General features: G+C 41.0%; 24 protein-coding genes. 13 read left to right on the plus strand and 11 right to left on the minus strand.

The window, feature by feature from the left end; genetic code table 11:
- Positions 1 to 53 precede the first annotated feature (53 nt).
- The 3 genes from P20311_RS01800 (at position 54) to P20311_RS01810 (ending at position 2840) form a co-directional block, all read left to right on the plus strand.
- Entirely contained in the window at positions 54 to 902 is an 849-nt protein-coding gene (locus tag P20311_RS01800) for an MBL fold metallo-hydrolase (RefSeq protein ID WP_008109010.1), read from the plus strand.
- Positions 903 to 990: 88 nt separating this feature from the next.
- The gene (locus P20311_RS01805) at positions 991 to 2523 is read left to right on the plus strand and encodes a bifunctional GNAT family N-acetyltransferase/carbon-nitrogen hydrolase family protein (protein ID WP_008109012.1); all 1533 of its coding nucleotides are present in this window, start codon (positions 991 to 993) and stop codon (positions 2521 to 2523) included.
- A complete protein-coding gene (locus tag P20311_RS01810) occupies positions 2523 to 2840 on the plus strand; it encodes a multidrug efflux SMR transporter (RefSeq protein ID WP_008109014.1) in 318 nt (105 codons plus the stop codon). Before P20311_RS01805 ends, P20311_RS01810 begins: the two co-directional genes overlap by 1 nt.
- Before the next feature lie 39 nt (positions 2841 to 2879).
- On the opposite strand, the gene P20311_RS01815 is transcribed toward P20311_RS01810, so the two are convergent.
- Positions 2880 to 3761 carry a DMT family transporter gene (locus P20311_RS01815; RefSeq protein ID WP_008109016.1) on the minus strand — a complete coding sequence of 294 codons (882 nt, stop codon included), beginning with the start codon at positions 3759 to 3761 and terminating at the stop codon, positions 2880 to 2882.
- 242 nt (positions 3762 to 4003) lie between these two features.
- Between P20311_RS01815 and P20311_RS01820 the strand changes: the two genes are divergently transcribed.
- Positions 4004 to 4387, plus strand: coding sequence for an MAPEG family protein (locus tag P20311_RS01820; RefSeq protein ID WP_036984650.1), 384 nt, complete (start codon positions 4004 to 4006; stop codon positions 4385 to 4387).
- A 75-nt stretch (positions 4388 to 4462) separates the two neighbouring features.
- Here P20311_RS01820 and P20311_RS01825 read toward each other — a convergent pair whose 3' ends face one another.
- The 3 genes from P20311_RS01825 to P20311_RS01835 all read right to left on the minus strand — a co-directional run bounded on the left by P20311_RS01825 (position 4463) and on the right by P20311_RS01835 (position 6860).
- A complete protein-coding gene (locus tag P20311_RS01825; protein WP_008109020.1) occupies positions 4463 to 5674 on the minus strand; it encodes a TonB family protein in 1212 nt (403 codons plus the stop codon).
- Positions 5675 to 5683: 9 nt separating this feature from the next.
- Positions 5684 to 6058, minus strand: coding sequence for a BlaI/MecI/CopY family transcriptional regulator (locus P20311_RS01830; protein ID WP_008109021.1), 375 nt, complete (start codon positions 6056 to 6058; stop codon positions 5684 to 5686).
- 112 nt (positions 6059 to 6170) lie between these two features.
- The gene (locus P20311_RS01835) at positions 6171 to 6860 is read right to left on the minus strand and encodes a pseudouridine synthase (protein WP_008109022.1); all 690 of its coding nucleotides are present in this window, start codon (positions 6858 to 6860) and stop codon (positions 6171 to 6173) included.
- 91 nt (positions 6861 to 6951) lie between these two features.
- Between P20311_RS01835 and P20311_RS01840 the strand changes: the two genes are divergently transcribed.
- Together P20311_RS01840 and P20311_RS01845 are read left to right on the plus strand one after the other, a co-directional pair.
- The gene (locus tag P20311_RS01840) at positions 6952 to 7257 is read left to right on the plus strand and encodes a DUF6482 family protein (protein WP_008109023.1); all 306 of its coding nucleotides are present in this window, start codon (positions 6952 to 6954) and stop codon (positions 7255 to 7257) included.
- Between the two features lie 40 nt (positions 7258 to 7297).
- Positions 7298 to 7717, plus strand: a complete 420-nt coding sequence (locus P20311_RS01845) for an N-acetyltransferase (protein ID WP_008109024.1) — start codon at positions 7298 to 7300, stop codon at positions 7715 to 7717.
- Between the two features lie 14 nt (positions 7718 to 7731).
- On the opposite strand, the gene P20311_RS01850 is transcribed toward P20311_RS01845, so the two are convergent.
- From P20311_RS01850 to P20311_RS01880, 7 genes are all read right to left on the minus strand, one after another.
- Entirely contained in the window at positions 7732 to 8091 is a 360-nt protein-coding gene (locus P20311_RS01850; RefSeq protein ID WP_008109025.1) for a HopJ type III effector protein, read from the minus strand.
- Positions 8092 to 8165: 74 nt separating this feature from the next.
- Complete coding sequence (locus P20311_RS01855) at positions 8166 to 8870, minus strand: HAD-IA family hydrolase (RefSeq protein ID WP_008109026.1); 705 nt, start codon at positions 8868 to 8870, stop codon at positions 8166 to 8168.
- Positions 8871 to 8880: 10 nt separating this feature from the next.
- Positions 8881 to 9825, minus strand: a complete 945-nt coding sequence (locus tag P20311_RS01860) for a tyrosine recombinase XerC (RefSeq protein ID WP_008109027.1) — start codon at positions 9823 to 9825, stop codon at positions 8881 to 8883.
- Positions 9822 to 10433 (minus strand): DUF484 family protein, encoded by a 612-nt coding sequence (locus P20311_RS01865; protein ID WP_008109028.1) that lies wholly within the window; start codon positions 10431 to 10433, stop codon positions 9822 to 9824. Before P20311_RS01865 ends, P20311_RS01860 begins: the two co-directional genes overlap by 4 nt.
- On the minus strand, positions 10430 to 11260 hold the full coding sequence (gene dapF / locus P20311_RS01870) for a diaminopimelate epimerase (RefSeq protein WP_008109029.1): 831 nt from the start codon (positions 11258 to 11260) through the stop codon (positions 10430 to 10432). The genes P20311_RS01865 and dapF overlap by 4 nt, the downstream gene beginning before the upstream one ends.
- 64 nt (positions 11261 to 11324) lie before the next feature.
- Positions 11325 to 12578 carry a diaminopimelate decarboxylase gene (lysA, locus tag P20311_RS01875; RefSeq protein WP_008109031.1) on the minus strand — a complete coding sequence of 418 codons (1254 nt, stop codon included), beginning with the start codon at positions 12576 to 12578 and terminating at the stop codon, positions 11325 to 11327.
- Complete coding sequence (locus P20311_RS01880; protein WP_008109033.1) at positions 12579 to 12758, minus strand: lipoprotein; 180 nt, start codon at positions 12756 to 12758, stop codon at positions 12579 to 12581. It lies immediately after the preceding gene.
- Between the two features lie 148 nt (positions 12759 to 12906).
- Here P20311_RS01880 and cyaY point away from each other — a divergent pair, with 148 nt between their 5' ends.
- Genes cyaY through P20311_RS01915 form a run of 7 tightly spaced genes read left to right on the plus strand, consistent with a single transcriptional unit; the run spans position 12907 to position 21460 of the window.
- Positions 12907 to 13230, plus strand: a complete 324-nt coding sequence (cyaY, locus tag P20311_RS01885) for an iron donor protein CyaY (RefSeq protein ID WP_008109036.1) — start codon at positions 12907 to 12909, stop codon at positions 13228 to 13230.
- Positions 13227 to 13883, plus strand: coding sequence for an alpha/beta hydrolase (locus P20311_RS01890; RefSeq protein ID WP_008109038.1), 657 nt, complete (start codon positions 13227 to 13229; stop codon positions 13881 to 13883). Before cyaY ends, P20311_RS01890 begins: the two co-directional genes overlap by 4 nt.
- A gap of 23 nt (positions 13884 to 13906) precedes the next feature.
- Positions 13907 to 14806, plus strand: a complete 900-nt coding sequence (locus P20311_RS01895; RefSeq protein WP_036984652.1) for a DUF2914 domain-containing protein — start codon at positions 13907 to 13909, stop codon at positions 14804 to 14806.
- A gap of 58 nt (positions 14807 to 14864) precedes the next feature.
- The gene (hemC, locus tag P20311_RS01900; protein WP_008109042.1) at positions 14865 to 15803 is read left to right on the plus strand and encodes a hydroxymethylbilane synthase; all 939 of its coding nucleotides are present in this window, start codon (positions 14865 to 14867) and stop codon (positions 15801 to 15803) included.
- The gene (locus tag P20311_RS01905) at positions 15803 to 17641 is read left to right on the plus strand and encodes a uroporphyrinogen-III C-methyltransferase (protein ID WP_036984654.1); all 1839 of its coding nucleotides are present in this window, start codon (positions 15803 to 15805) and stop codon (positions 17639 to 17641) included. Before hemC ends, P20311_RS01905 begins: the two co-directional genes overlap by 1 nt.
- Complete coding sequence (locus tag P20311_RS01910) at positions 17638 to 18747, plus strand: heme biosynthesis HemY N-terminal domain-containing protein (protein WP_008109045.1); 1110 nt, start codon at positions 17638 to 17640, stop codon at positions 18745 to 18747. Before P20311_RS01905 ends, P20311_RS01910 begins: the two co-directional genes overlap by 4 nt.
- Positions 18748 to 18793: 46 nt before the next feature.
- Positions 18794 to 21460, plus strand: a complete 2667-nt coding sequence (locus P20311_RS01915; RefSeq protein WP_008109048.1) for an ATP-binding protein — start codon at positions 18794 to 18796, stop codon at positions 21458 to 21460.
- Positions 21461 to 21578: the final 118 nt, after the last annotated feature.

The following is a 21578-nucleotide window of genomic DNA, read 5'->3' on the forward strand; positions in this document are numbered from 1 at the left end:
ATAAGTCGCTACCACGTTTTATAACCATGATTATTAATTATAGGGTTACAACAATGAAAAAATTACTACCGGCATTAATAACGACTTTACTACTAAGTAACTACGCGGCAGCGGATGACAACCCAGTTTCAGCTAAGCAGCTGAGCGAACATGTGTATGTTCTATATGGACAAGGCGGTAACATTGCCGCCAGCGTAGGGGATGATGGCATATATATTATTGATGATCAGTTTGCCAAACTCTCAGACGATATTAAAAAAACCATTAGCGATTTAAAACCTGGCAGTGCTGAGTTTGTAATTAACACCCACCATCATGGCGATCACACCGGGGGTAACGAAAATTTTGCTAAAGCCGGTGCTCATGTTATTGCCCACAATAATGTACATAAACGCTTAAAAGAAAAACATGGCGAAGGGTCTGATTACCTACCACGGATTAGTTTTGGTCATGATTTAACACTGCACTTTAATAATGAGCAAGCGCATGTTGTGCATTATCAACATGCTCACACCGATGGCGATGCGGTGATTTTTTTCAATAATGATAATATTGTGCATATGGGAGACATTTATTTTAACTTTGGTAGCCTCCCGTTTGTTGATGTAGACAGTGGTGGCAGTGTTGACGGTGTATTAGCGGCGGTTGATGATGTTATTAATCAGATTGATGATAAAACCCAAGTTATTCCCGGTCATGGCCCACTAAGTGACCGTTCAGGACTGATAACGTATCGTAAGCTGGTGCAAAAAGCGAAAGATGTTATGCTAAAAGCAATGCAAAATGACGCCAGTTTAGAGCAGGTACTTAAAGCAGACCCATTGTCAGAACTTGGCCTTGAATATGCAAATTGGTTACCTAAAGAGCGCGTAACCACACTTTTTTATCGCAGTTTAAAGTAGCGCACAGCGCGAATAAAAACGCATAAACCTAATAAAGCTGAGCATGTGTTCAGCTTTTTTGATTCTTACATGCCCCAAGGAGTTGCGTATGTCGGCAGAAAAAACCCATCTTGAAATTTGTAACTTAACCCGAGAGCAATACCCACAAATTAAAACCTTGATGGACGAAGCTTACCCCGACCTAGGCGGCGCATGGCCAAGCCATACTATTTTTAGACTCATCGATCAGTTCCCTGAAGGGCAAATAGGTATTGTGGATGACGGCGTGCTGGTGGGTTTAGCGCTGAGTGTACAGGTAGATTATGCGCGTTTTTCAAACCCGCATACCTATGAAGATATTGCCGACGGCCACGACCGTGTATTTAGCGACACCACAGGGGATGCTTTATACGGTTTAGATGTTGCCATTAGTGAGCAATACCGTGGCATGCGTTTAGGGCGTCGTTTATATGATGCGCGAAAAGAATTGTGTCGTCAGTATAATTTACGCGCTATTTTGGCGGGTGGGCGTATTCCGCGTTATTACAATCACAGTAGTGAAATGACCCCAATGGAATACATTGCAAAGGTCGATCAAAAAGAGTTATACGATCCCATACTCAGCTTTCAATTAGCTAATGACTTTCAGGTTAAACGATTATTGAAAAAATACTTACCTGAAGATCAGGAATCGGTCGGTTATGCCACATTACTTGAGTGGAATAACATTATGTATGAGCCAACCGACACCGTTATTGAGTCAACTAAATCAATCGTGCGGGTAGGGGCTGTGCAGTGGCAAATGCGCTGTGTTGAATCGGTTGAAGAAATGCTTAAGCAAGTTGAATACTTTGTTGATACGGTATCTGATTACAAAAGCGATTTTATTTTATTCCCGGAGTTTTTTAATGCGCCACTAATGGGATTAACCGAGCAAAGTAATCAAACTGAGGCAATTCGTTATTTAGCCGAATACACAGAAACCTTTAAAAACGCCATGTCGCGTATGGCGATAGAATACAACGCCAACATTATTACCGGCTCAATGCCGCTTGCCGAAGACGATAAAATATATAACGTTAGTTATTTATGCCACCGCAGCGGCAAAATAGACGAGCAACGTAAAATTCATATTACCCCGCATGAACATAATGACTGGGTTATTCAAGGCGGCGATAAAATTGCTGTATTCGATACAGATGCAGGCCGGGTTGGTATTCAAATTTGTTACGATGTCGAGTTTCCTGAGTTGTCACGTATTTTGGCCACCCAAGGTTTGGATATTTTATTTGTGCCATTTTGGACCGACACCAAAAATAGTTACTTGCGTGTACGCCATTGTGCCCAAGCACGTGCCATTGAAAACGAATGTTATGTGGTTATTGCAGGCTCTGTGGGTAACTTACCTGAAGTAGAAAGCTTAGATGTGCAGTTTTCACAGTCGGCGGTACTAACCCCATCGGACTTTTCATTTCCACATGATGCCACACTAAATGAAGCCACCACCAATACAGAAATGTTATTATTTAGCGACTTAGATATGGATAAGTTAAAAATTCTTCACAGTGAAGGGACAGTGCGTAACTTAAAAGATCGCCGTCACGATTTGTATGAAGTGATATTGAAAAAGAGAGATGTTTAATGGCGTGGATGTATTTAATTATTGCAGGGTTACTTGAGATTGGTTGGCCTATAGGGTTAAAAATCTCTCAAACCCCTGAAACTCGTTGGCAGGGTATAGCAGTTGCCGTTGCATTTATGGTCGCGAGTGGCTTTATGCTGTGGTTAGCGCAAAAGCAAATATCTATGGGTACGTCATATGCGGTGTGGACAGGTATTGGGGCCGCTGGTACGTTTTTAGTGGGTATATTATTTTACGGTGATGCCGCTACGTTTGGTCGTATTGCTGGTGTGTTAATGATTATTTGTGGTGTGATCACCCTAAAAATTAGTCATTAGTTATTAAAAAACAAGCGCAGCTTTATAGCTGCGCTTTTTTTAGCTGCTCGGCAGCATAACCAATATGGCAGCCACTGCAATCAGTAATAGCCCTGCGCTGTCTTGGCGTTTTAGTGGTTGTTTTAACCATAAAACGGCAATTAACATCGTAAAAAATACCTCTATCTGGCCGAGCGTTTTTACATAGGCTACATGTTGTAAGCTCATTGCGCTAAACCAACCTATTGACCCCAAGCAACTAAATATACTCACCGTACAAGTCATACCCTTATGCTGAAGCATGGTTTGAAACGTGTCGCGTTCCTTTAAGGCAATATAAATACACAGCATTAGTGTTTGTAAACTAATAACAAGCAATAAAACCCATGCAGGCGCATACGGAAAAGCAATCCCCGAACTCAAGCTGGCTTCTCTGATCCACGATGATGACAACGCAAAGGCGGTACCGCAGGCAAGTCCTGTTAATGCTGTTTTTAAGCTAAAGTGTTTTACATTGGCAATACCACTTAATAGTAATACCGCAATTGCACCAATAAATACGCCCAGCCAACCAAGTAATGACAGCGTTGAGCCAAAAAACAATAGCCCGAGTATGGCCGCCATAAGCGCTTCGCTTTTAGCGAGGCCAGCACCTACAGCAAAATTATTCATTTTAAATAATTTAACCATGAGTCCCGTAGCAATAATTTGCACTATGCTGGCACCAATAATGTAGCTAATAAATAAAGGGTTAAATGAAGGAAAGGGAGCATCTTGGTGATAATAAAGCGCATATAAATACAGCCCGGCAATAGGGCTTGCCACAATAAAGCGGGCTAATGTAACGCCAGCAATGCTCACATGAGTGCTTAATTTACTTTGCAGAGCGTTACGCCATGACTGCATAAATGCAGCAAAAATAGTCAGTAAAATCCAAATCATCTTAAACAGCATACAATAAGTGGAGGAGTAATTTAGCAGTACTAAGACATGAAAGCGACCCTCAAAAAGGCATAATGAATATTCATCACCTGCGACAATTTGCCACAGTGACGCACTGCTTAAATCGGCTATAGTGTCTGGGATGTTACTGCTCGCCGCCAGAACTCAGGTTATTTATATTTGGCGGCTTTTTTCTATGTGCTGTGTTATTTTGAGTTATAAATAATAACTTGAGAATGATAATGACAACTTTATTGGTTTGCGCCTTAATGGCAGTGATCATGCCTTATGTTGCGAGAATACCAGCGATTATAGAAATGAATAAGCTCGGTGGTTACGATAATAAACACCCGCGCCAACAACAAACACAGCTCACAGGGCTCGGGGCTAGGGCGTTGGCTGCGCATCAAAACTGTTTTGAGTCGCTAGCGGTATTTGCTGTCGCTTTGGCGGTGGTATTAGGCACTAATAATGTTAATGCCGTAACCGAAACTTTAGCGATGACGCATATTGTTGCGCGTATTTTATTTTGTGTTTTTTATTACTTAAACCTCGATATTATTCGATCGTTCACTTGGCTGGTGGGAATAGGAACCGCTATTGGCATGATCGCTGTCAGTTTGTAACGTGAATAAGCAAAAAACCACAAAGCAAGCAGCCTAAAAGGGTGCTTGCTTTATAGTCTTAAACACTCATTTTTATTAATGCGATACTTTAATTCGCTCTATTAAGTCACTTTTTGCAACTGCACTATTGATTGCAAAGTCAAGTTGTATCAGTACGTTCTGTTGCCCCATTGATGAAGGCGTATACTGCCATTGCATCAGTGCTTTTTTTGCCTCTTTGTTAAACACGGCCTCTGGCTCAGCTTTTACAACAGTAATGTTAGCTGTTTCGCCTGCTGGGGTTATGTCGTATTTTAATACCACTGAACCACTAATGCCTTGTTCTGCTGCTTGTTTAGGATAAAGCGGTTCGATTCGCATTACGGGAGCAATAGATGTTCCTTTGTTTGCTGATACTTCAGGTTGTTTTGCAATTGTTAAGCCACTGAGTAAACTCGCAGTGATAAGTAACAAGCTCCCTTTTGCTAGGCGTGAATGTGCGCCATTATGTTTGATATTAGTAAGTCGTTGTAACATGGTTTTTTTATCTCCGTAGTGTGAATAAGCCATCAGACCCGCTGGTGCATTGGCAGCGCAGTTTACTAAGGCTTTGCTATATAAAATCTGTTGCTGTGTGGTTTTATTACTTAGTACCCGTTCATCACAAGTCAGCTCTTGTAAGCGGCGAATGCTTGCGTATGTCATCCAAGCCAAAGGGTTAAACCACATTAAAATTGTAGCCAGTAATAGCAGCGCATTTGTTAGGTTATCTTTTCGTTTTATATGCACATTTTCGTGCTCTAAAATAAGCGCCAATGTGGCCTTATCAAACAGAGTATTGTAGTTGTGTGGTAAAACTAGCTTGCTATTTAGTACCCCAATTACCATAGGTGTTGCCACTTGATGGCTAGTGAAGGTTTTTACCCCTGAGCTTATTTCTGCTTGTAAATGTGTTACTTCACAAAGCTGCAGATTGCTTACAAATCGGCGATGAATAATCCAAGTGACGATTAATAGTAGCGCCGTAATAACCACATACAGTAGCGCCCAGTTAATACTAATACTGCTTATCAATGGTTGATTAGGAGTAATGATATAATGACCAATTGGACTGTTTTGTAATGGTCTAATTGCATTGGGTAAATTAGCGATAAGCAGCGAGACTGGTATTAACCACGCTAATTTATAAATAAACTGCGAACCAATTGCTTTTAAGCCAAAGCGCTCAAGTAAAACAAACCCTATAAACAAAATGCTTAATAATAATTGCTGTTCTATTAGCCAATTAAAGCTTGCTTGAATAACCATGCGAACCCCCTACTTTTGGTTTTTTTCCCAGTCATCTATGACTTTTTTAAGCTCGTTTATATCTTGTTGAGAGAGTTTTTCTGATTTTGCAAAACCACTTACCAACGGGGCTATACGGCCACTAAAAAAGCGCTCAATAAAGTTTTGGCTTTCTTTTAGGGTGTAATCAGCACGCTCTATACAGGGGGTGTAAATATATTGGCGGCCTTCTTTTTCGAAACTAAGCGCCCCTTTTTTAACTAATCGACCTAATAAGGTTTTAATGGTTTTTTCGTGCCATTGTTTATCATCACTCAAGCGCTCAATAATTTGGCTGGCATTAGCGGGGTAGCTAATCCATAGCGCATCGAGTACTTCAAATTCTGCTTTGGATAATTCGATCATTTCATTGCCTACAAATGTAATCTTTAATTTAAGACTACACCTGTAATCTGTTTTTGCAAGTTTATTTTTTGTTTTTTAATTGCGTTAAAGCGAGGGGGGTAGCGTGAGCTTGTTAGCCTAAAATGTCGCTTTTATTAATTTTTATAAACTGGTTTTCGGGTAAATTTAAATGTTCTAACAGTAATTCACTTATTTGTACGCGGTATAAATCAATCACTTTGTAACCACAGTAATGCGCCATTTTACGAATTTGTCGATTAAGCCCTTGTTTTAAAATAATACTAAACTGATTGTCAGTGATTTTAGTCACCTCACACGGCAAGGTCATTTGCTTGTCGACAGGGACGCCTGCAGCCATTTTTTCACAAAAACCCGCGTCTAATGGTTTATTCACAGTGACTAAGTACCGTTTGGGTTGATGAAAGTCAGGGTGGATCAACTGATTACAAAAATCCCCATCATTGGTCAAAATAAGCAATCCGCGCGAGTCTTTATCTAGGCGACCAATAGGATATACCCGTGTTAGTTGCGGTAAATGGTGAATAAGGCTGCTTGGGTCGTGCTGATTGAGTTTACAATCAATTCCTACCGGTTTGTGGTAGGCAAAGTAGACTAAATCGGCTGGGCCTTTAATGGCGTGACCATTAACGATAACACTGTCGTTTTCGTCCACATGATCGATATGATTAGCTTGGCGATTATTAACCATGACCACACCTTCATCAATTAAGCGCGAGGCCTGTTTGCGAGAGCATACGCCGGCATGCGCTATGTACTTTGCGAGTCGAATTTTTGTATCCATGATAGCGCGTAATTAAAAAAATCTGATCGCGATTATAGCAAAGCTGCGTATTGATTACTTGGACAGTTAATTTAACAGTAGGTAGGTTAATATGGGTATTCAATTTTCAGAATTAAAAAAGCATCAGCCATTACAAAAAGTGGTGGTTCATTCACTGGAAATGGCCTTGTATCAAGTGTCTGTTGTCATTAATAATGTTGAATACTATGTACAAGAAAGTGATGGTGAATTTGTAAAGGCAGTCAGCCCATTACATATTCAAAAACGCTTTGAAGACATTGCTTATGCGCAAATGATGCTCAGGCATACCAGCGCTTATGATGAAATGTGTGGTCAGCCGGAAAAAATTTCTAGCAATATGCTGGAAGTTCCCTTTGGACAAAATAACCTGTTTTAACATCAGGTATTTGCTAAAATAGGCCTATTTGGAACGCCCAATGTACCTATTGCATGCTGATAATACTGAGCAATTAAACCAAGCACTGCGCGCTAATATGCTTGAGTTTAATGCTCAACACTTCGACGCAGAGCGCCAAGCTCTTGGCTTTAAATATCTCAACAAACAGAATGAATTAGTTGCCGGTATAAGCGGTCATGTATTTGGCAATTGGCTGCTAATAAGTTGGTTGTGGTGCGATGAATCCGCACGGGGCAATGGCTTGGCTGATTCGTTAATAATGTCATTAGAACACGCGGCAATTGAACTGGGCGCGGTTCAGGCTCAGCTTGACACCTTAGACTTTCAAGCCAAACCTTTCTATGAAAAGCGCGGTTATCAGGTTAAATATCAACTTAACAATTACCCGCTTAGTGGTACGCGTTACTTTATGGAAAAACCGCTAATAGTGGCTAAATAACGCTGTTTTGAGCATTATTCTTTTGCGGTTAAAGGCGTGCCATCAAAGCTAATGCCTAAAAATGGTGTCGCCTCCGGCGCTAACATAAACGTACGAATATTCATGTGGTCATCGGCATTTGGGTTGTTTAGTACATCTTCACGGTAAAATTTACCAAAGCAATCTAAGGTATTTTGTTTGCTAAGACCGTTGAGCTTAGCAAATGCAAAAATTTTGCACGAACCGTTATTTTCACTCGCAGAGCTCAATAACCCATGGTTACTGAAACCGCATGCTGTAAAAGTATAGTGCTCATCAATAACGGCCATAGTATCAGCAAAGCTAATACTTTTAGGTTCATCTGCGAGTGTTGTTAAGTAATCTGTGAGCGTCATACGCTGTCCTTGTTATTATAATATGTCGTTAATTAACTAACTCTAACCTATCTTATTAGTAAAACAAGCATAGGTTATATTAAATGGGTTAATGCATGAATGTTGGTTATTTCAATATCAGCCAGCCCTTTGTAGGCATAAGCTTGTGCTTGATTATTTAACCATACAGACTGACAGCCCGCGTTATTAGCACCTTGAACATCGCTATCAAGGCTATCGCCAATGTGTAACAGTTCGCTGTTTTTAATATTTAAATGCGTTGCAGCCTGATCAAATAATGTTGTGTGCGGCTTTGCTTTACCGTGCAACCCTGCCTGTAGGACTAGTTCAAATTTGTCTTTTAAATTAAAGCGTTCAACCTCAACATTGCCATTGGTAATGGCGATTAATCTGTAGTGTTGACTTAGTTTATCAAGCAACTTCAGTACGTCTGTGCTCACAGTAATATTGCTTCGCTCATCAGCAAATGCTTGATATGCCATGTTTGCATGATGCTCTATTTCATCACCTTTAAAACCTAATTCAGACAATACTAAGCGCAAGGTATGCTTACGCCATTGAGTGACATCATCAATAAGCTCTGGCTGCTTTAGCGCCGCGAGCTCACGGCATTGTTGCCAAAATTGAGCTCCTTGTTGACGATAACCTGGCAAGGCGTTTAAGTAATCATGCTGCGCTTGAACTGCCGCCGTTATAATGGGTCGGTTATCGTACAAGGTGTCGTCTAAGTCAAAACTCAGCACAGAAAAAGGAGAAATTGCGCGATTAAATCGGATCATGGTTGCTGCTCTAATCAGTTCTTTTTTTAGCACGTGGGTGGGTGTTATCGTACACCTTAGCTAAGTGCTGAAAATCTAAATGGGTATAAACTTGGGTTGCAGATAAACTACTGTGGCCTAATAGCTCTTGGACTGCTCGTAAATCGCCAGAAGACTCTAAAATATGCGATGCAAATGAGTGGCGTAATTTATGCGGATGCACTTGTGAGCTTATACCTTGTTTAATACCCCATTCTTGCATACGCAAACGAACTTGGCGTACAGAAATACGGTTTTTTTTGCTACTTAAAAATACCGCATGTTCATCTGAGCCCATAAATAGTGGGCGAACTGCTAACCATTTTTTTAATGCCTCAAGTGCTTTGGAGCCAACCGGTATTAGGCGTTCTTTTGCGCCTTTGCCTCGTACTAATATTTCACCGCTACGAGTGTTTATATCTTGCATGTTAGTGCCAACTAACTCGCTAATACGTAACCCTGATGAATACATTAGTTCCATCATCGCTTTATCACGCATGGCGAGTGGATCATCATCGGGGATTTCGAGTAAACGAGCCACTTGGTCAACATCAAGGTTTTTAGGTAAAGGCCGCGCAAATTTAGGGCCTTTTATGCCCTGTGCCGGATTATGGTAATGCGCTTGCTCAGTAATATTTTTTGCTTTTAAAAATTTATACAAACTACGTATGCAGCTTAATTTTAAGCTGATTGTTCTGCCACTTAATTGTTTTGCCCGCAGTGCCATACTGTAACGACGAATATGCTCACTTTGTACCGCAAACCAATTATCGCACAGTTTATTAAAATACAAGGCGGCAAAACCTAATTGGCTGACATACTGATTAACGGTGTGCGCTGAATATTGACGTTCAAATTTTAAGTAATCACTAAATAATGTAATGGGTGTACGCCAGCTATCGCTTAAGTCGCTTATATTTGGCGCGTTATCACTCATGCCAGTTCCAGTAACCGTATTTGCAATGAGCGCACAAAATCTAATACAAATAAGTTATCTTGTGAGGGCTCAAAGTGGTTTTCATCGTGGCTGCCAAAAGCCAAAATTGCGTAGGGGTTACTCGGCTCACCAATTAAATAAAGTGCGGTCGATTGGGTATCATTGTTAAAGAGTAAGTCGCGTTCTTGCTGATTTACACGGCCTAAATAATGATTACTATCTGATAGTCTATGCTTTACTAACTCTTCAAAGGCATTATCGTATCTAACGAGTTTGCATTCATTAATAGTCGGGCTCATACAAATAATATTGCGTAAGTTACTGGCCAGTGTATTAAAGTCGTAATTACTCCACAGCTGTCGGTGACATTGGCTAAATAAACGATAAACCAGTTCATTCTGGGTCGCATTTTTGCTCATGCTGTCTATTTGATTTTTTAGCTGTGTATTGTGCTCGCGTAATTGGCGCTGCTGAATATGCACTAATGAAGTAGCACCCTGTACTTGCTGTTGTAACTCAAGTTGCGCTAATAGCGCAGGTTGATTTATTAAAAAATCAGGATGCTGTTGTAAGTAATCTATTACTTGCTGTTTAGTTAATTCACTCATAGTGCAACTTGCCCATCAAATACATGTTCAGCGGGACCTGTCATACGCACTGGATGGCCCTCGCCACTCCAGCGCACTTGTAAGCTACCGCCGGGTAAATCAACTTGTACGGTACTGGTGAGCTTATTTTGGATAAAACCAATCACCATGGCAGCACACGCGCCGGTACCGCAAGCAAGTGTTTCGCTTACACCACGCTCCCATACTCTGAGTTTAATGTGCTCTTGAGAGATAACCTGCATAAAGCCAATGTTCGCGCGTTGTGGAAAACGCTCATGGTTTTCAAGCAACGGGCCTAGGGTATCCACTTGGGCTGTTTCTATATCGTCTACTTCCATTACGCAATGAGGGTTACCCATAGATACGGCACCACTAAAAACGGTATGCTCTTCTGCGCGAATAATATAAGTCAGCTCACGTTTGGTTGCTTTGAGTGGAATTTTATTTGGCTCAAAATTAGGGTGACCCATATTAACGGTTACTTGACCGTCTTTTTCAATATACAGGGTGAGATTACCAGACTTAGTCGACACGCTGATTTTATGTTTATTGGTTAAGCCTTTCATGCGTACAAAGCGGGCAAAGCAGCGCGCACCGTTACCACATTGTTCTACTTCGTGGCCGTCAGCGTTAAAAATACGATAGTGAAAATCGAGATCGGGTGAGTAAGGGGCTTCAACCATCAGTAGTTGATCAAACCCAATGCCGAAATGGCGATCGGCCAGCTTTTTGATTTGATCACGAGATAAAAAAACGTTTTGTGTAATGTTATCAATCACAACAAAGTCGTTACCTAAGCCGTGCATTTTGGAAAAATTAACTAACATAGCGCTCTAATTCGGTTTTGCTCTGTGCTAATCATGCCACAGAGCAGCTAGTTGGCAAAAACGTTTATGGTAAAACTTTCTCACCTTGGTATAAGCTTTCGATAGTTTCGCGTTCGCGAATAAGGTGATGTTGCTCACCATCAACCATTATTTCAGCAACCCGTGGGCGTGAGTTATAATTTGAACTCATAGTAAAACCATAGGCTCCAGCACTTCGCTGTACTAATAAATCACCTTGTTTGAGTGCTAATGGGCGGTCTTTACCTAAAAAGTCACCTGTTTCACACACCGGCCCAACTACGTCGTAATTATGGGTCGGTGTTTCGTCATCACGCACTGATACAGGAATAATTTTTTGCCATGCTTGATACAGTGATGGGCGCAACATGTCGTTCATACCCGCATCGACAATCGCAAAATATTTGTCTTGGTTTTGTTTAATAAACTCAACTTGTGTTACTAAAATCCCCGCGTTTGCGGCAATGGCTCGCCCTGGTTCAAAAATCAGTTCTAGGTGACGGTAATTCGCAAGGCGTTGCGTTACTTGTGCTGCATATTCACTTGGATGCGGGGGTTGCTCATCATCATAGGTTACTCCAAGTCCTCCACCAATATCTAGATGGCTTAGCTCAATACCTGCATTCTTTAACTCATCAATTAATGCCAGTAGTTTCTCAAGCGCCTCTAAAAACGGTTTGGTTTGTGTAAGCTGTGAGCCAATGTGGCAATCTACGCCAACAATCGTTAAGCCAGGTAACGACGCAGCATGTTGATACACGCTTAAAGCAGATTCGATACCAATGCCAAACTTGTTCTCTTTAAGCCCAGTAGAAATATATGGATGTGTTTTGGCATCAATATCGGGGTTAACGCGAATAGAAATTGGCGCGTCTAAATTAAGCTCGCAGGCCACTTCAGAAATGCGCTCAAGCTCTGAGATTGACTCAACATTAAAGCATTTAATACCTAATTCTAACGCATAAGCAATTTCGTCAGCCGTTTTAGCAACCCCAGAAAATACCACTTTATTAGCAGCACCTCCGGCTTTGATCACCCGAGCTAATTCGCCTTTTGAGACAATATCAAAACCCGCACCAAGTCGTGCCAATATATTTAACACCGCAATATTTGAATTTGCTTTAACGGCATAACACACTAGGCTTTTGTGATCTTTAGCCGCATTAGCAAACGCTAAATAATGACGTTCAAACGTGGCTCTTGAATACACATAACACGGCGTACCATAGTGTTGTGCAATAGTGGCTACGCTGACATCTTCAGCAAATAGTTGGTTGTTTTTATAATTAAAAAAATCCATTTATTGCTCCTGTTGTTGCTCTACGGGTGTTTGTTTATTAGGGGTGTCAGTTGGCTGGTTTTGTTCAGTAGGCTGCTCGGGTAAGTACAGCGGGCCGCTTTGACCACAGCCAGCTAACGCACACAACAATACGGTGCTGATTAATAGTTGTTTTAATTGTAAGGTATATGTCGCTTTCATTAGATTAATACGGTTGCTGGCTTTATAATCGCAGAGTAACAGAATATCTAAAAAATGCAGCTATTCGCGGATGATTTTATTCCTGTTACACTAGCTCTATAAACATGCACCCATTATTTAGGCGCCTCGCCTGCAAAGGAAATTAACGATGACTGATCACGAATATCACCAGTTAGCAGAAGCTCTTATGTTCACTATTGAAGAACAAGTTGATGATTGTGAAGCAGATTTAGATTATGAATCGGCTCAAGGTATTTTAGAAATTATTTTTCCAGATCGCAGTAAGATTGTGATTAATAAGCAAGCCCCTTTGCACCAGGTATGGGTAGCAACAAAATTCAATGGACATCATTTTGAAATGCGTGATGGTCAATGGATTGATAACCGCTCGGGTGCAGAGTTTTGGAGTTTCATTAACGAAGCGTCAACACGTCAAGCGGGTCAAGAAATTAAGTGGCAATCAACGCTATGAGTTTAGGGTTTGTAGAATACCCGGCACAAAGTGCCCATAAAGCCACGGTGATTTGGCTACATGGCTTAGGTGATTCAGGTGATGGTTTTGCACCAGTTGCCCCGCAGCTCGATTTACCTACTGAGTTAGGAGTGCGTTTTATTTTTCCGCACGCGCCTATGCAGGCTGTTACAGTTAATGGCGGTATGCAAATGCGCTCATGGTACGACATTAAATCTATGGATTTAGATAAACGTGCCGATGAGCAAGGGGTTAGAGAATCAGCAGCGAAAGTTGAGCAACTCATCACACAAGAAATTGCTAATGGCATACCTGCGAGTAAAATTATTTTAGCGGGATTTTCGCAAGGTGGCGTTGTATCGCTGCATTTAGCACCGCGTTTAGAGCAAAAACTGGCTGGTGTAATGGCGCTGTCAACCTACATGTGTGTGCCACATAAATTGGCCGATGAAGCAAAACAAACACAGTTAAATATATTTATGGCTCATGGTAGCCAAGATGACGTTGTACCGCATAGCGCGGGTAGAAGTGCGTTTGAAGTATTATCAACGCATAACATGGATGTAAGTTGGCAAGAATACCCAATGGGGCATCAGGTTTGTACACAAGAGTTACAAGCTGTGCGCCAATGGTTAATTTCTCGCTTAAGTTAGTTTAGGAGCCGCTGAGGGTCAAAATGAGTCAAAAAATAGTAATAACAGCAAATGTAAAACGCGAACCATCTACTAGCAAACCCAACGTGAGCTATGAGTGGCATTGGCGTCGGATTGTGAGTATTTCTATGTTGGTGATTATGACCTCTGCAGCGGTTATTTACGGCCTGTCTAGTGCTGTAAATGCTGATCAAGGGACGCCGCATCCTAATGAGCAGTCTGATTTAACTGAGCAACAAACAGCAATTGTGTCGCTAAGCGATGATAATGCAGTATCAGTAGAGAGTGAAAAAGCCACAGATGCTGATGAGGAGCCGGTGAGCAGTGTCGCGATTGCAGACCCTAGAACCATTTCCTCCAATGAGAAAATACCAGCGCCTATTACTGAACAGGCACCATCGGAGCCTGAAGTTCAACAAAATATTATTAAGCAAGAAGTAGAGCCAACGACCACAGCTGAGCCTGAAGAAGCAGTCATTGCAGCAATAGCCACTCCAGCCCCTGACGTTGTGAGTGCAAAACCCGCTGAGCAAAAAGAATTTGCTGCATCTGCAAATATTGCCAGTGTGGCCATTGGTGCCAAAATAGATACCGCTACCATAAGTCGTGCAGTTCTGACTCGCAGTGTCAGTAACCGTGAGCCAACTAACGTATTTGCCGCTGATGTGCGTTTAAATCAATTTGAAGAGTCGCTGTCATTTTTTAGTGAGCTTAAAAATTTACAGGGCCAGCAGGTAAAACATGTGTGGCTATTTGAAGGTGAAGTAATGGCCGCAGTGGCACTTAAGGTTACTTCTCCACGTTACAGAACGTACTCAACTAAAAATATTATGGATACTCAAATAGGGCATTGGCGCGTTGATGTAGTTGATGAAAACGGGCTACTCATCGCTCAAAAAGAATTTAGAGTTTTAGCAAATTAAATCGCCTTAGATTGAATAAATTTTAATCCTAAAGCTTGTAATTATTAATGGATATTTTATGACCGAAAAAACAAAGTTAGTTCGCATTGCCACTCGTAAAAGTGCATTGGCACTCTGGCAGGCTGAATTTGTAAAAGCGCAGCTAGAGCATTTTCATGATGACGTGCGCGTAGAGCTCGTGCCAATGTCGACTCAGGGCGATATTATTTTAGATACGCCATTGGCTAAAATTGGTGGCAAAGGTTTATTTGTAAAAGAACTAGAGCAAGCCATGCTTGATGGCCGTGCAGATATTGCTGTGCATTCAATGAAAGATGTACCAGTAGAGTTTCCGGATGATTTAGAACTGCACGTTATTTGTGAGCGTGAAGACCCGCGTGATGCGTTTGTATCAAATAACTTTGCCAATATTGATGCGCTACCACAAGGCGCTATTGTGGGGACTTCAAGTTTACGTCGCCAGTGTCAAATTAGAGCGCTGCGTCCGGATTTAGAAATTCGTGACTTACGCGGCAATGTCAATACACGTTTAGCAAAGCTTGATAGCGGCCAATATGATGCCATTATACTCGCAGCAGCAGGGCTAATTCGTTTAGAGATGGGCGAGCGTATTCGTGACTTTATTGAACCAGAAGTGTCGTTACCTGCTAATGGCCAAGGCGCTGTAGGCATTGAGTGTCGTATAGATGATACCGTGACAAAAGCATTATTAGCGCCACTTGAGCATAGTGAAACACGTATTCGCGTTAACGCTGAGCGCGCAATGAACCGCCATTTAGAAGGAGGCTGCCAAGTGCCAATTGGTGCGTATGCATTGGTTGATGGTGAGCAAGTACACTTACGTGGTTTAGTCGGTGCGATTGATGGCAGTGAAATTTTACGCGATGAAATTAGCGGTCACGTTGATGATGCTGAAAAGTTAGGTATAGAGCTGGCTAAAAAACTATTAGCACAAGGCGCAGATAAAATTCTAGCTGACGTATATCGAGACGCATAATGAAACATATCTTGATAACTCGGCCCGAAGGAAAAGGCGCAGCCCTTGCACAGCAACTTGAGCAAGCGGGTTATCAAGCGTCTTTATATCCAGTTTTAAAAATAACCTACTTAACGCCGACAAGCGTTGAATTAAGCCCGTTGGTAAACGCCGACAAAATTATTTTTGTTTCACAGGATGCGGTGCATGCATTAAATGCACTTAAGCCTGCAATTAATACCAAAGCGCAGTTTTATGGGGTGGGCCAACAAACAGCTGATACCATTTATGAAGTATTTGGTGTGCGAGCTGCATTACCAAAACAACATGACTCTGAGGGGTTACTTGCGCTTAAGTCATTGGCTGACGTTGATGGCAGTAATATTGTGCTGGTAAAAGGTATTGGCGGGCGACCTGAAATAACAAAAACCTTGAAGCAACGTGGTGCTTATTTAAATAATTGTGTGGTGTATCAACGTGAGCCGGTAGAGCCTAGTTCAGCTAACTGGATAGACCACTGGCAAAGCCTTAATGTACACGGTATAGTCATTACAAGTAATGCTGCAGTTGACGCTATATTTAATACTATTACGCCAGCGCAACTAACGTGGTTACAACAGTGCGAGTTTTATGTTGCCAGTGAGCGCATTGGTGCTTATTTACAGCAACAAAAAATAAATTCGACCCATATACACACTGCGGCAGGAGCTAGCGACCACGCTATGTTTACCTGCATTAATCAGCAAGGTAGCAAAATGAGTGAACAGTCAGCGACGCCAAAAGCAGAAAAAGAAGCACAGCCAATAGCAAAGAACACTTCTAATACGACTAAAAGTGACTCTGCAAAAGCGAATAACCAAACGCAGAGCACTCCTCAAAAAGTAAGTAAAGTAGGTAGCGTTGCGTTAGTGATTTCCTTGCTTGTTGCCAGTGGCGTGGGTTATGAGTTTTATCAAAAACTCAATGCCGGTAAAGTGCAAAATTTAGCGGTAAATGCATTAACAGAGCAAAATAAGATATTGCAGCAAGAGCTGCAAACGCTTAAGTCTGAGCAGCTCAGTTTGCAACAAGCACTGCTTAATAGCGAAGAGCAAATCGCTATGGCACTCAATGAAAATTCTGTAAAAAATCAACAAGCATTAAAAGCCGCGCTACAAAAGGTACAACAAAGTGGTAATACATTAAACCCACAAGAAGTGACCAGCTTGCAACGTATGGCTGAGTTTAAACTGTGGGCAGAGCAAGATTACTCAGGCACGAGTGCCGTGCTTAAACGTTTAGATTCATTGTTAAGCGACCACTCTGGTACGCTTGAGTTGCGCCAAGCAATTACACAAGATATTCAAACACTCGACAGTATTAAACCGGTTGCGACAGAGGCGATTTATTTACAATTAAATAGCGTAATAAAACGTATTGATGACTTAGTATTTAATGCGGTTAATTTGCCTGAAGAGGCGAGTATAAGTGATGAGAACGCACTCTCTGAAGATGTTAGTGATTGGCAGCAAAATATTCGTAATAGCTGGAATAAAATAGTCGATAGCTTTATTACTATTCGCCATCACGAAGGCGTATTAATTGAGCCGTTATTAACTGACCGAGAGCGCCATTTAATTACCCAGCGTATCAAGCTTAATATTACCCAGGCGCAAGACGCATTAATGAGTAAGCAAGCAAGTATTTATTTTAACGCTTTGAATGATACAAAACGTTTGGTTAATGAATACTTTAAGCAAGATGACGATGCGACAAAGGTGGTAATACAGACCTTAGCCAATCTTGAAAAAGAATCGCTTAACTTTAATCCTCAAGTAACACTGCAAAGCACTCAGCAAGTGAAGGAGTGGGCACAATGATAGGACTGATTATTTTCATTGTCGCGATTGTGTTGGTGCTAGCGATTACCCCTTTTGTGTTAGATGAAAAAGGTTATGTGCTGATTTCATTTAACAATACCACTATAGAAGGCACGATTGTTTCATTTTGTATAATGGCAGCACTGAGTGCAGCGGCTTTGTATTTAACTTACAAGCTAGTGCGTTATTGTTTATCTATTTACAGAAACACTAAGCATGGTTTTTTTGCTCGAAGCCAAGAGCGTAAACATGCAGCTATAGAGCAAGCATTGTGGAGTCTCATTAATGATGATTACGAGCAAGTAGACAGTGCGCTATCAAGCAATAGTGTGCCACCTAAATTTACCGATATACGTTTAGCATTATTAGCAAAAGCGGCACTGGCAAATAATCAACCCGATAAAGCGCTTGAGCGTTTGTTTGAAATTAGCCCAGAGCAACAACTTAAAGTGGCTAAATTGTGGTTAGCTAGTGGCGACAGCAGTGTAATTGAACCGCAAATACGGGTGGCTGCAGAATCTAAAAAAGCCACGGTGTTTGATTTGAAATTGTACACCGAAGTGTTAGTGCAACAGCAGCATTTTAAATTGCTTGAAGACTTTTTACCGCGTTTATTACGCAAAAACGCCTTGAGTGATACCCAGTGGCAGCAAGTGTTTTTAGCTTATTTTGCAGCGCAAGCAAGTGATGAGTTAACCACTAAATACCAACATTTAGGTAAAAAACTGCAAGCGCATGCGTACACGGCCTATTTAACCCAAATGGCCAAAACCGGGCAATTAGCAAGCATTGAAAATGAGCTAATTAAATTGCTTAAGCACAATAAACAACATGACCAATTGGCTAGTATTTTAAGTGAAGCTGCCCCAAGTAATGCTTATAAGTTGCAATCAAGCATTCAAGAGCGATTAAAAAAAGATGAGCATAATAATGCGTTATTATTAGCGTTGGCGTGTTTAGCCAATGCGCAAGGTGATTATGATTTAGCTGCGCGAGTATTCGACAAAGCGCTTAATAGTGAAAATAAATCACAATACCGACAACAAGCTATATTAAGCTATAAGCACAGTGCACAATTAGATAAGGCACTTGTACTCTACCAATAATCAATTATAGTTATAAATCAATAATAAAAGCGCAGGAGCGGCGGTTGTGAAAAATGTATTTACACTTTCCTTTAGCCTCGCATGCGCTTACTTCTTTAGCGGTTACCTGAGTAATTTTTTATTTGCTGTTAATGGTTACGCGGTTGCCTCTTGGCCCCCTGCAGGTATTGCACTAGCGAGCTTTTTATTATGGGGGCGTCGCGCTTATGTGGGGATTTTTGCAGGCGCTGCTTTTGTTAATTTAATCCACTTAGACAGTGTTGCTGATATTTTAAACTGGCAAGTATTATTGCAAGCTATTGGCGTCAGCTGTGCTGTATTTTCTCAGGCCTGGCTGGGTGCATTCCTCATTACCAAAGTTATTAAAGCGCCTCTTAATTTATCTTCCCTTAAACTTAGCATTCAAAGCTTGATGATTGGTGGACCGCTGTGTTGCGTCATAGCTGCTGGGGCAGGAACCATTCTGCTTGTTTTTAATCATATAATTAGTTCATCTGCTGCGCTTAGTACCTTTATTACCTGGTGGATTGGTGACTCAATAGGGGTACTGATTTTTACCCCTTTAGTACTGGCTGTATTTAACTATTCTCAGTTACGTCATCGGCTTCAAGTCATTTTGCCTGCGTTACTCATTTACGCCATTATCAGTGTTAGTTTTTATGGTGCGGCTAGTGTAAAAAAACAAAAAGACATTCAAAAACAAGAAGCTAAAGTGATGATGACGCAAAGTGCCATTAATCAAAGGTTAGATGAAGTGGCTGCTCATCTATCTTTGTTGGGCGCATTTTTAGCAAGTAGCGAACAAGTTAGTCTTGATGAGTTTAATCATTTTACCTCTAAGCAGTTGAGCTACAGTGAAGAGATTTTAGCGTTAAATTGGGTACCAATCATTACTGCCAATTCTATTAATGAATCTACTAAATGGGACAAAAGTGTCGTTATAAAACAAAGAATGGCGAATGGACAATGGCAAAAAGCACCCTCTAGTAATATTTATTACCCCATAAAATACATTTACCCCTTAAAGAATATGCAAGATCTGTTGGGCTTTGATTTGAGCTCTGATGTGGGTATTCGCGACGCCCTTAATAAAGCAAAAATTCTTAATGAGTTGGTACTGAGTGAGCCATTTAAGCTAGCCCCTACAGACGAGGAATTAAGCGTACTTTTTATTTCCCCTGTTTTTGGTGCCCCTGATATTGAAGGCGATTTTAAAGGGTTTGTAATTGCCCTAGTGAGTTTAGCTAAGTTATCTGAGGCACTCTCGTTTGATAGTCGTGGTGAAGTTGCGATTAGTTTTACCGATATAAATAAAACAGATAACCAGCAACCCCTTTATGAAGCAGAGCATAGTGCAATGAAGTTGTTAAAAGACTATCAATTGTTAATTGGTCATCAGTTATGGCAAGTAGAAATTTACCAGCCTAAGACGCAATCAACCTGGCTGATTTATTGGTTAGCACAAATAGTAGGAATGTTGTTTGTTTGGCTACTGATTATGTTTTTAATTTCAGTGGTAGCTACTAATGTTCGTATACGGGAACAAGTTGCAAAGCAAACACTGACTTTGCGCCAGGAAAAGAAAAAAGCTGATGAAGCCAGTGAGATAAAAAGCCAGTTTTTAGCCAATATGAGCCACGAAATTCGCACCCCAATTAATGGTATTAAAGGCATGCATTACTTAGCACTGCAACAGCAGGACTGGCCGCAAGCAAAAACTTACATAGAGCAAGCTGATGGTGCGGTCAGCGTCTTATTGAGAGTGCTTAATGATGTGCTTGATTTTTCAAAAATGGAGGCGGGTAAACTTGAGTTAGTGCAGGAGCCTGTGGAGTTAAAGTCTCTAGCAAAAGAAGTTATGAGTTTAATGCAGTTTGAGGTCAGTAATAAGCCTTTGTCACTGCAAGTTGAGGTTGATCATGATGCTCCTTTAGTTGTTAATACCGATCCTATTCGTTTAAAGCAGGTGCTGCTGAACTTATTAAATAATGCCGTTAAGTTTACTGCTAAGGGCAGTGTAACATTAAAGATTTGGCAGTCAGCAAAAATGACTTATTTTAGTGTCAATGATACGGGGATTGGAATTAGTGAGGAGGCACAAAAACAGCTATTTAACCCATTCTCTCAGGCTGATAGTTCAACCTCACGCCAGTTTGGTGGCACAGGGCTTGGTTTAAGTATTTGTAAAAAATTAGTGGAACTGATGGGAGGAGCAATTGATTTAAAAAGTAGTGAAGGTCACGGCTCTACTTTTACCTTTAGTTTACCGCTTCATTCTCCGTTACCTAAAGCACAATATTATTCAGGTAAGTTAGATAAAATAGATATAAGCAACCTATCACTGGCGAAGTATCGCTTACTACTCGTTGAAGATAACCCATTAAATCAACATGTGGCTACCGCTATTTTAGAAACCAAGCAGGGTGTTGTTGATATTGCTAATAACGGACTTGAAGCGATTAAAATGCTAAGCGATAAAAGATACGACTTAGTATTAATGGATATTCAAATGCCACAAATGGATGGCTTAAAGGCAACGAAAGTGATTCGTAATGAATTAGGGTTTTTAGATTTACCTATTATTGGCCTATCTGCTAATGCGCACGAAGAAGATGCTAAAAAAGCGATTAACGTGGGGATGGATAACTATATAACCAAACCGATTGATGCAGATGCACTGTTTAAAATGATTTGGTTTTATTTATCACGTTAACTCTTTTTATATAAAAAGCAGACATAAGACCTCCAAGCGCTATTTTAAGTATTCTACACTTGAAATATTACTGTACCTGCGTATCATTCGCGCAATTTTAATTCAACCGAGTAGCTAT

The sequence above is a fragment of the Pseudoalteromonas sp. BSi20311 genome, from assembly GCF_000239875.1.
In the GTDB taxonomy this organism is placed as follows: domain Bacteria; phylum Pseudomonadota; class Gammaproteobacteria; order Enterobacterales; family Alteromonadaceae; genus Pseudoalteromonas.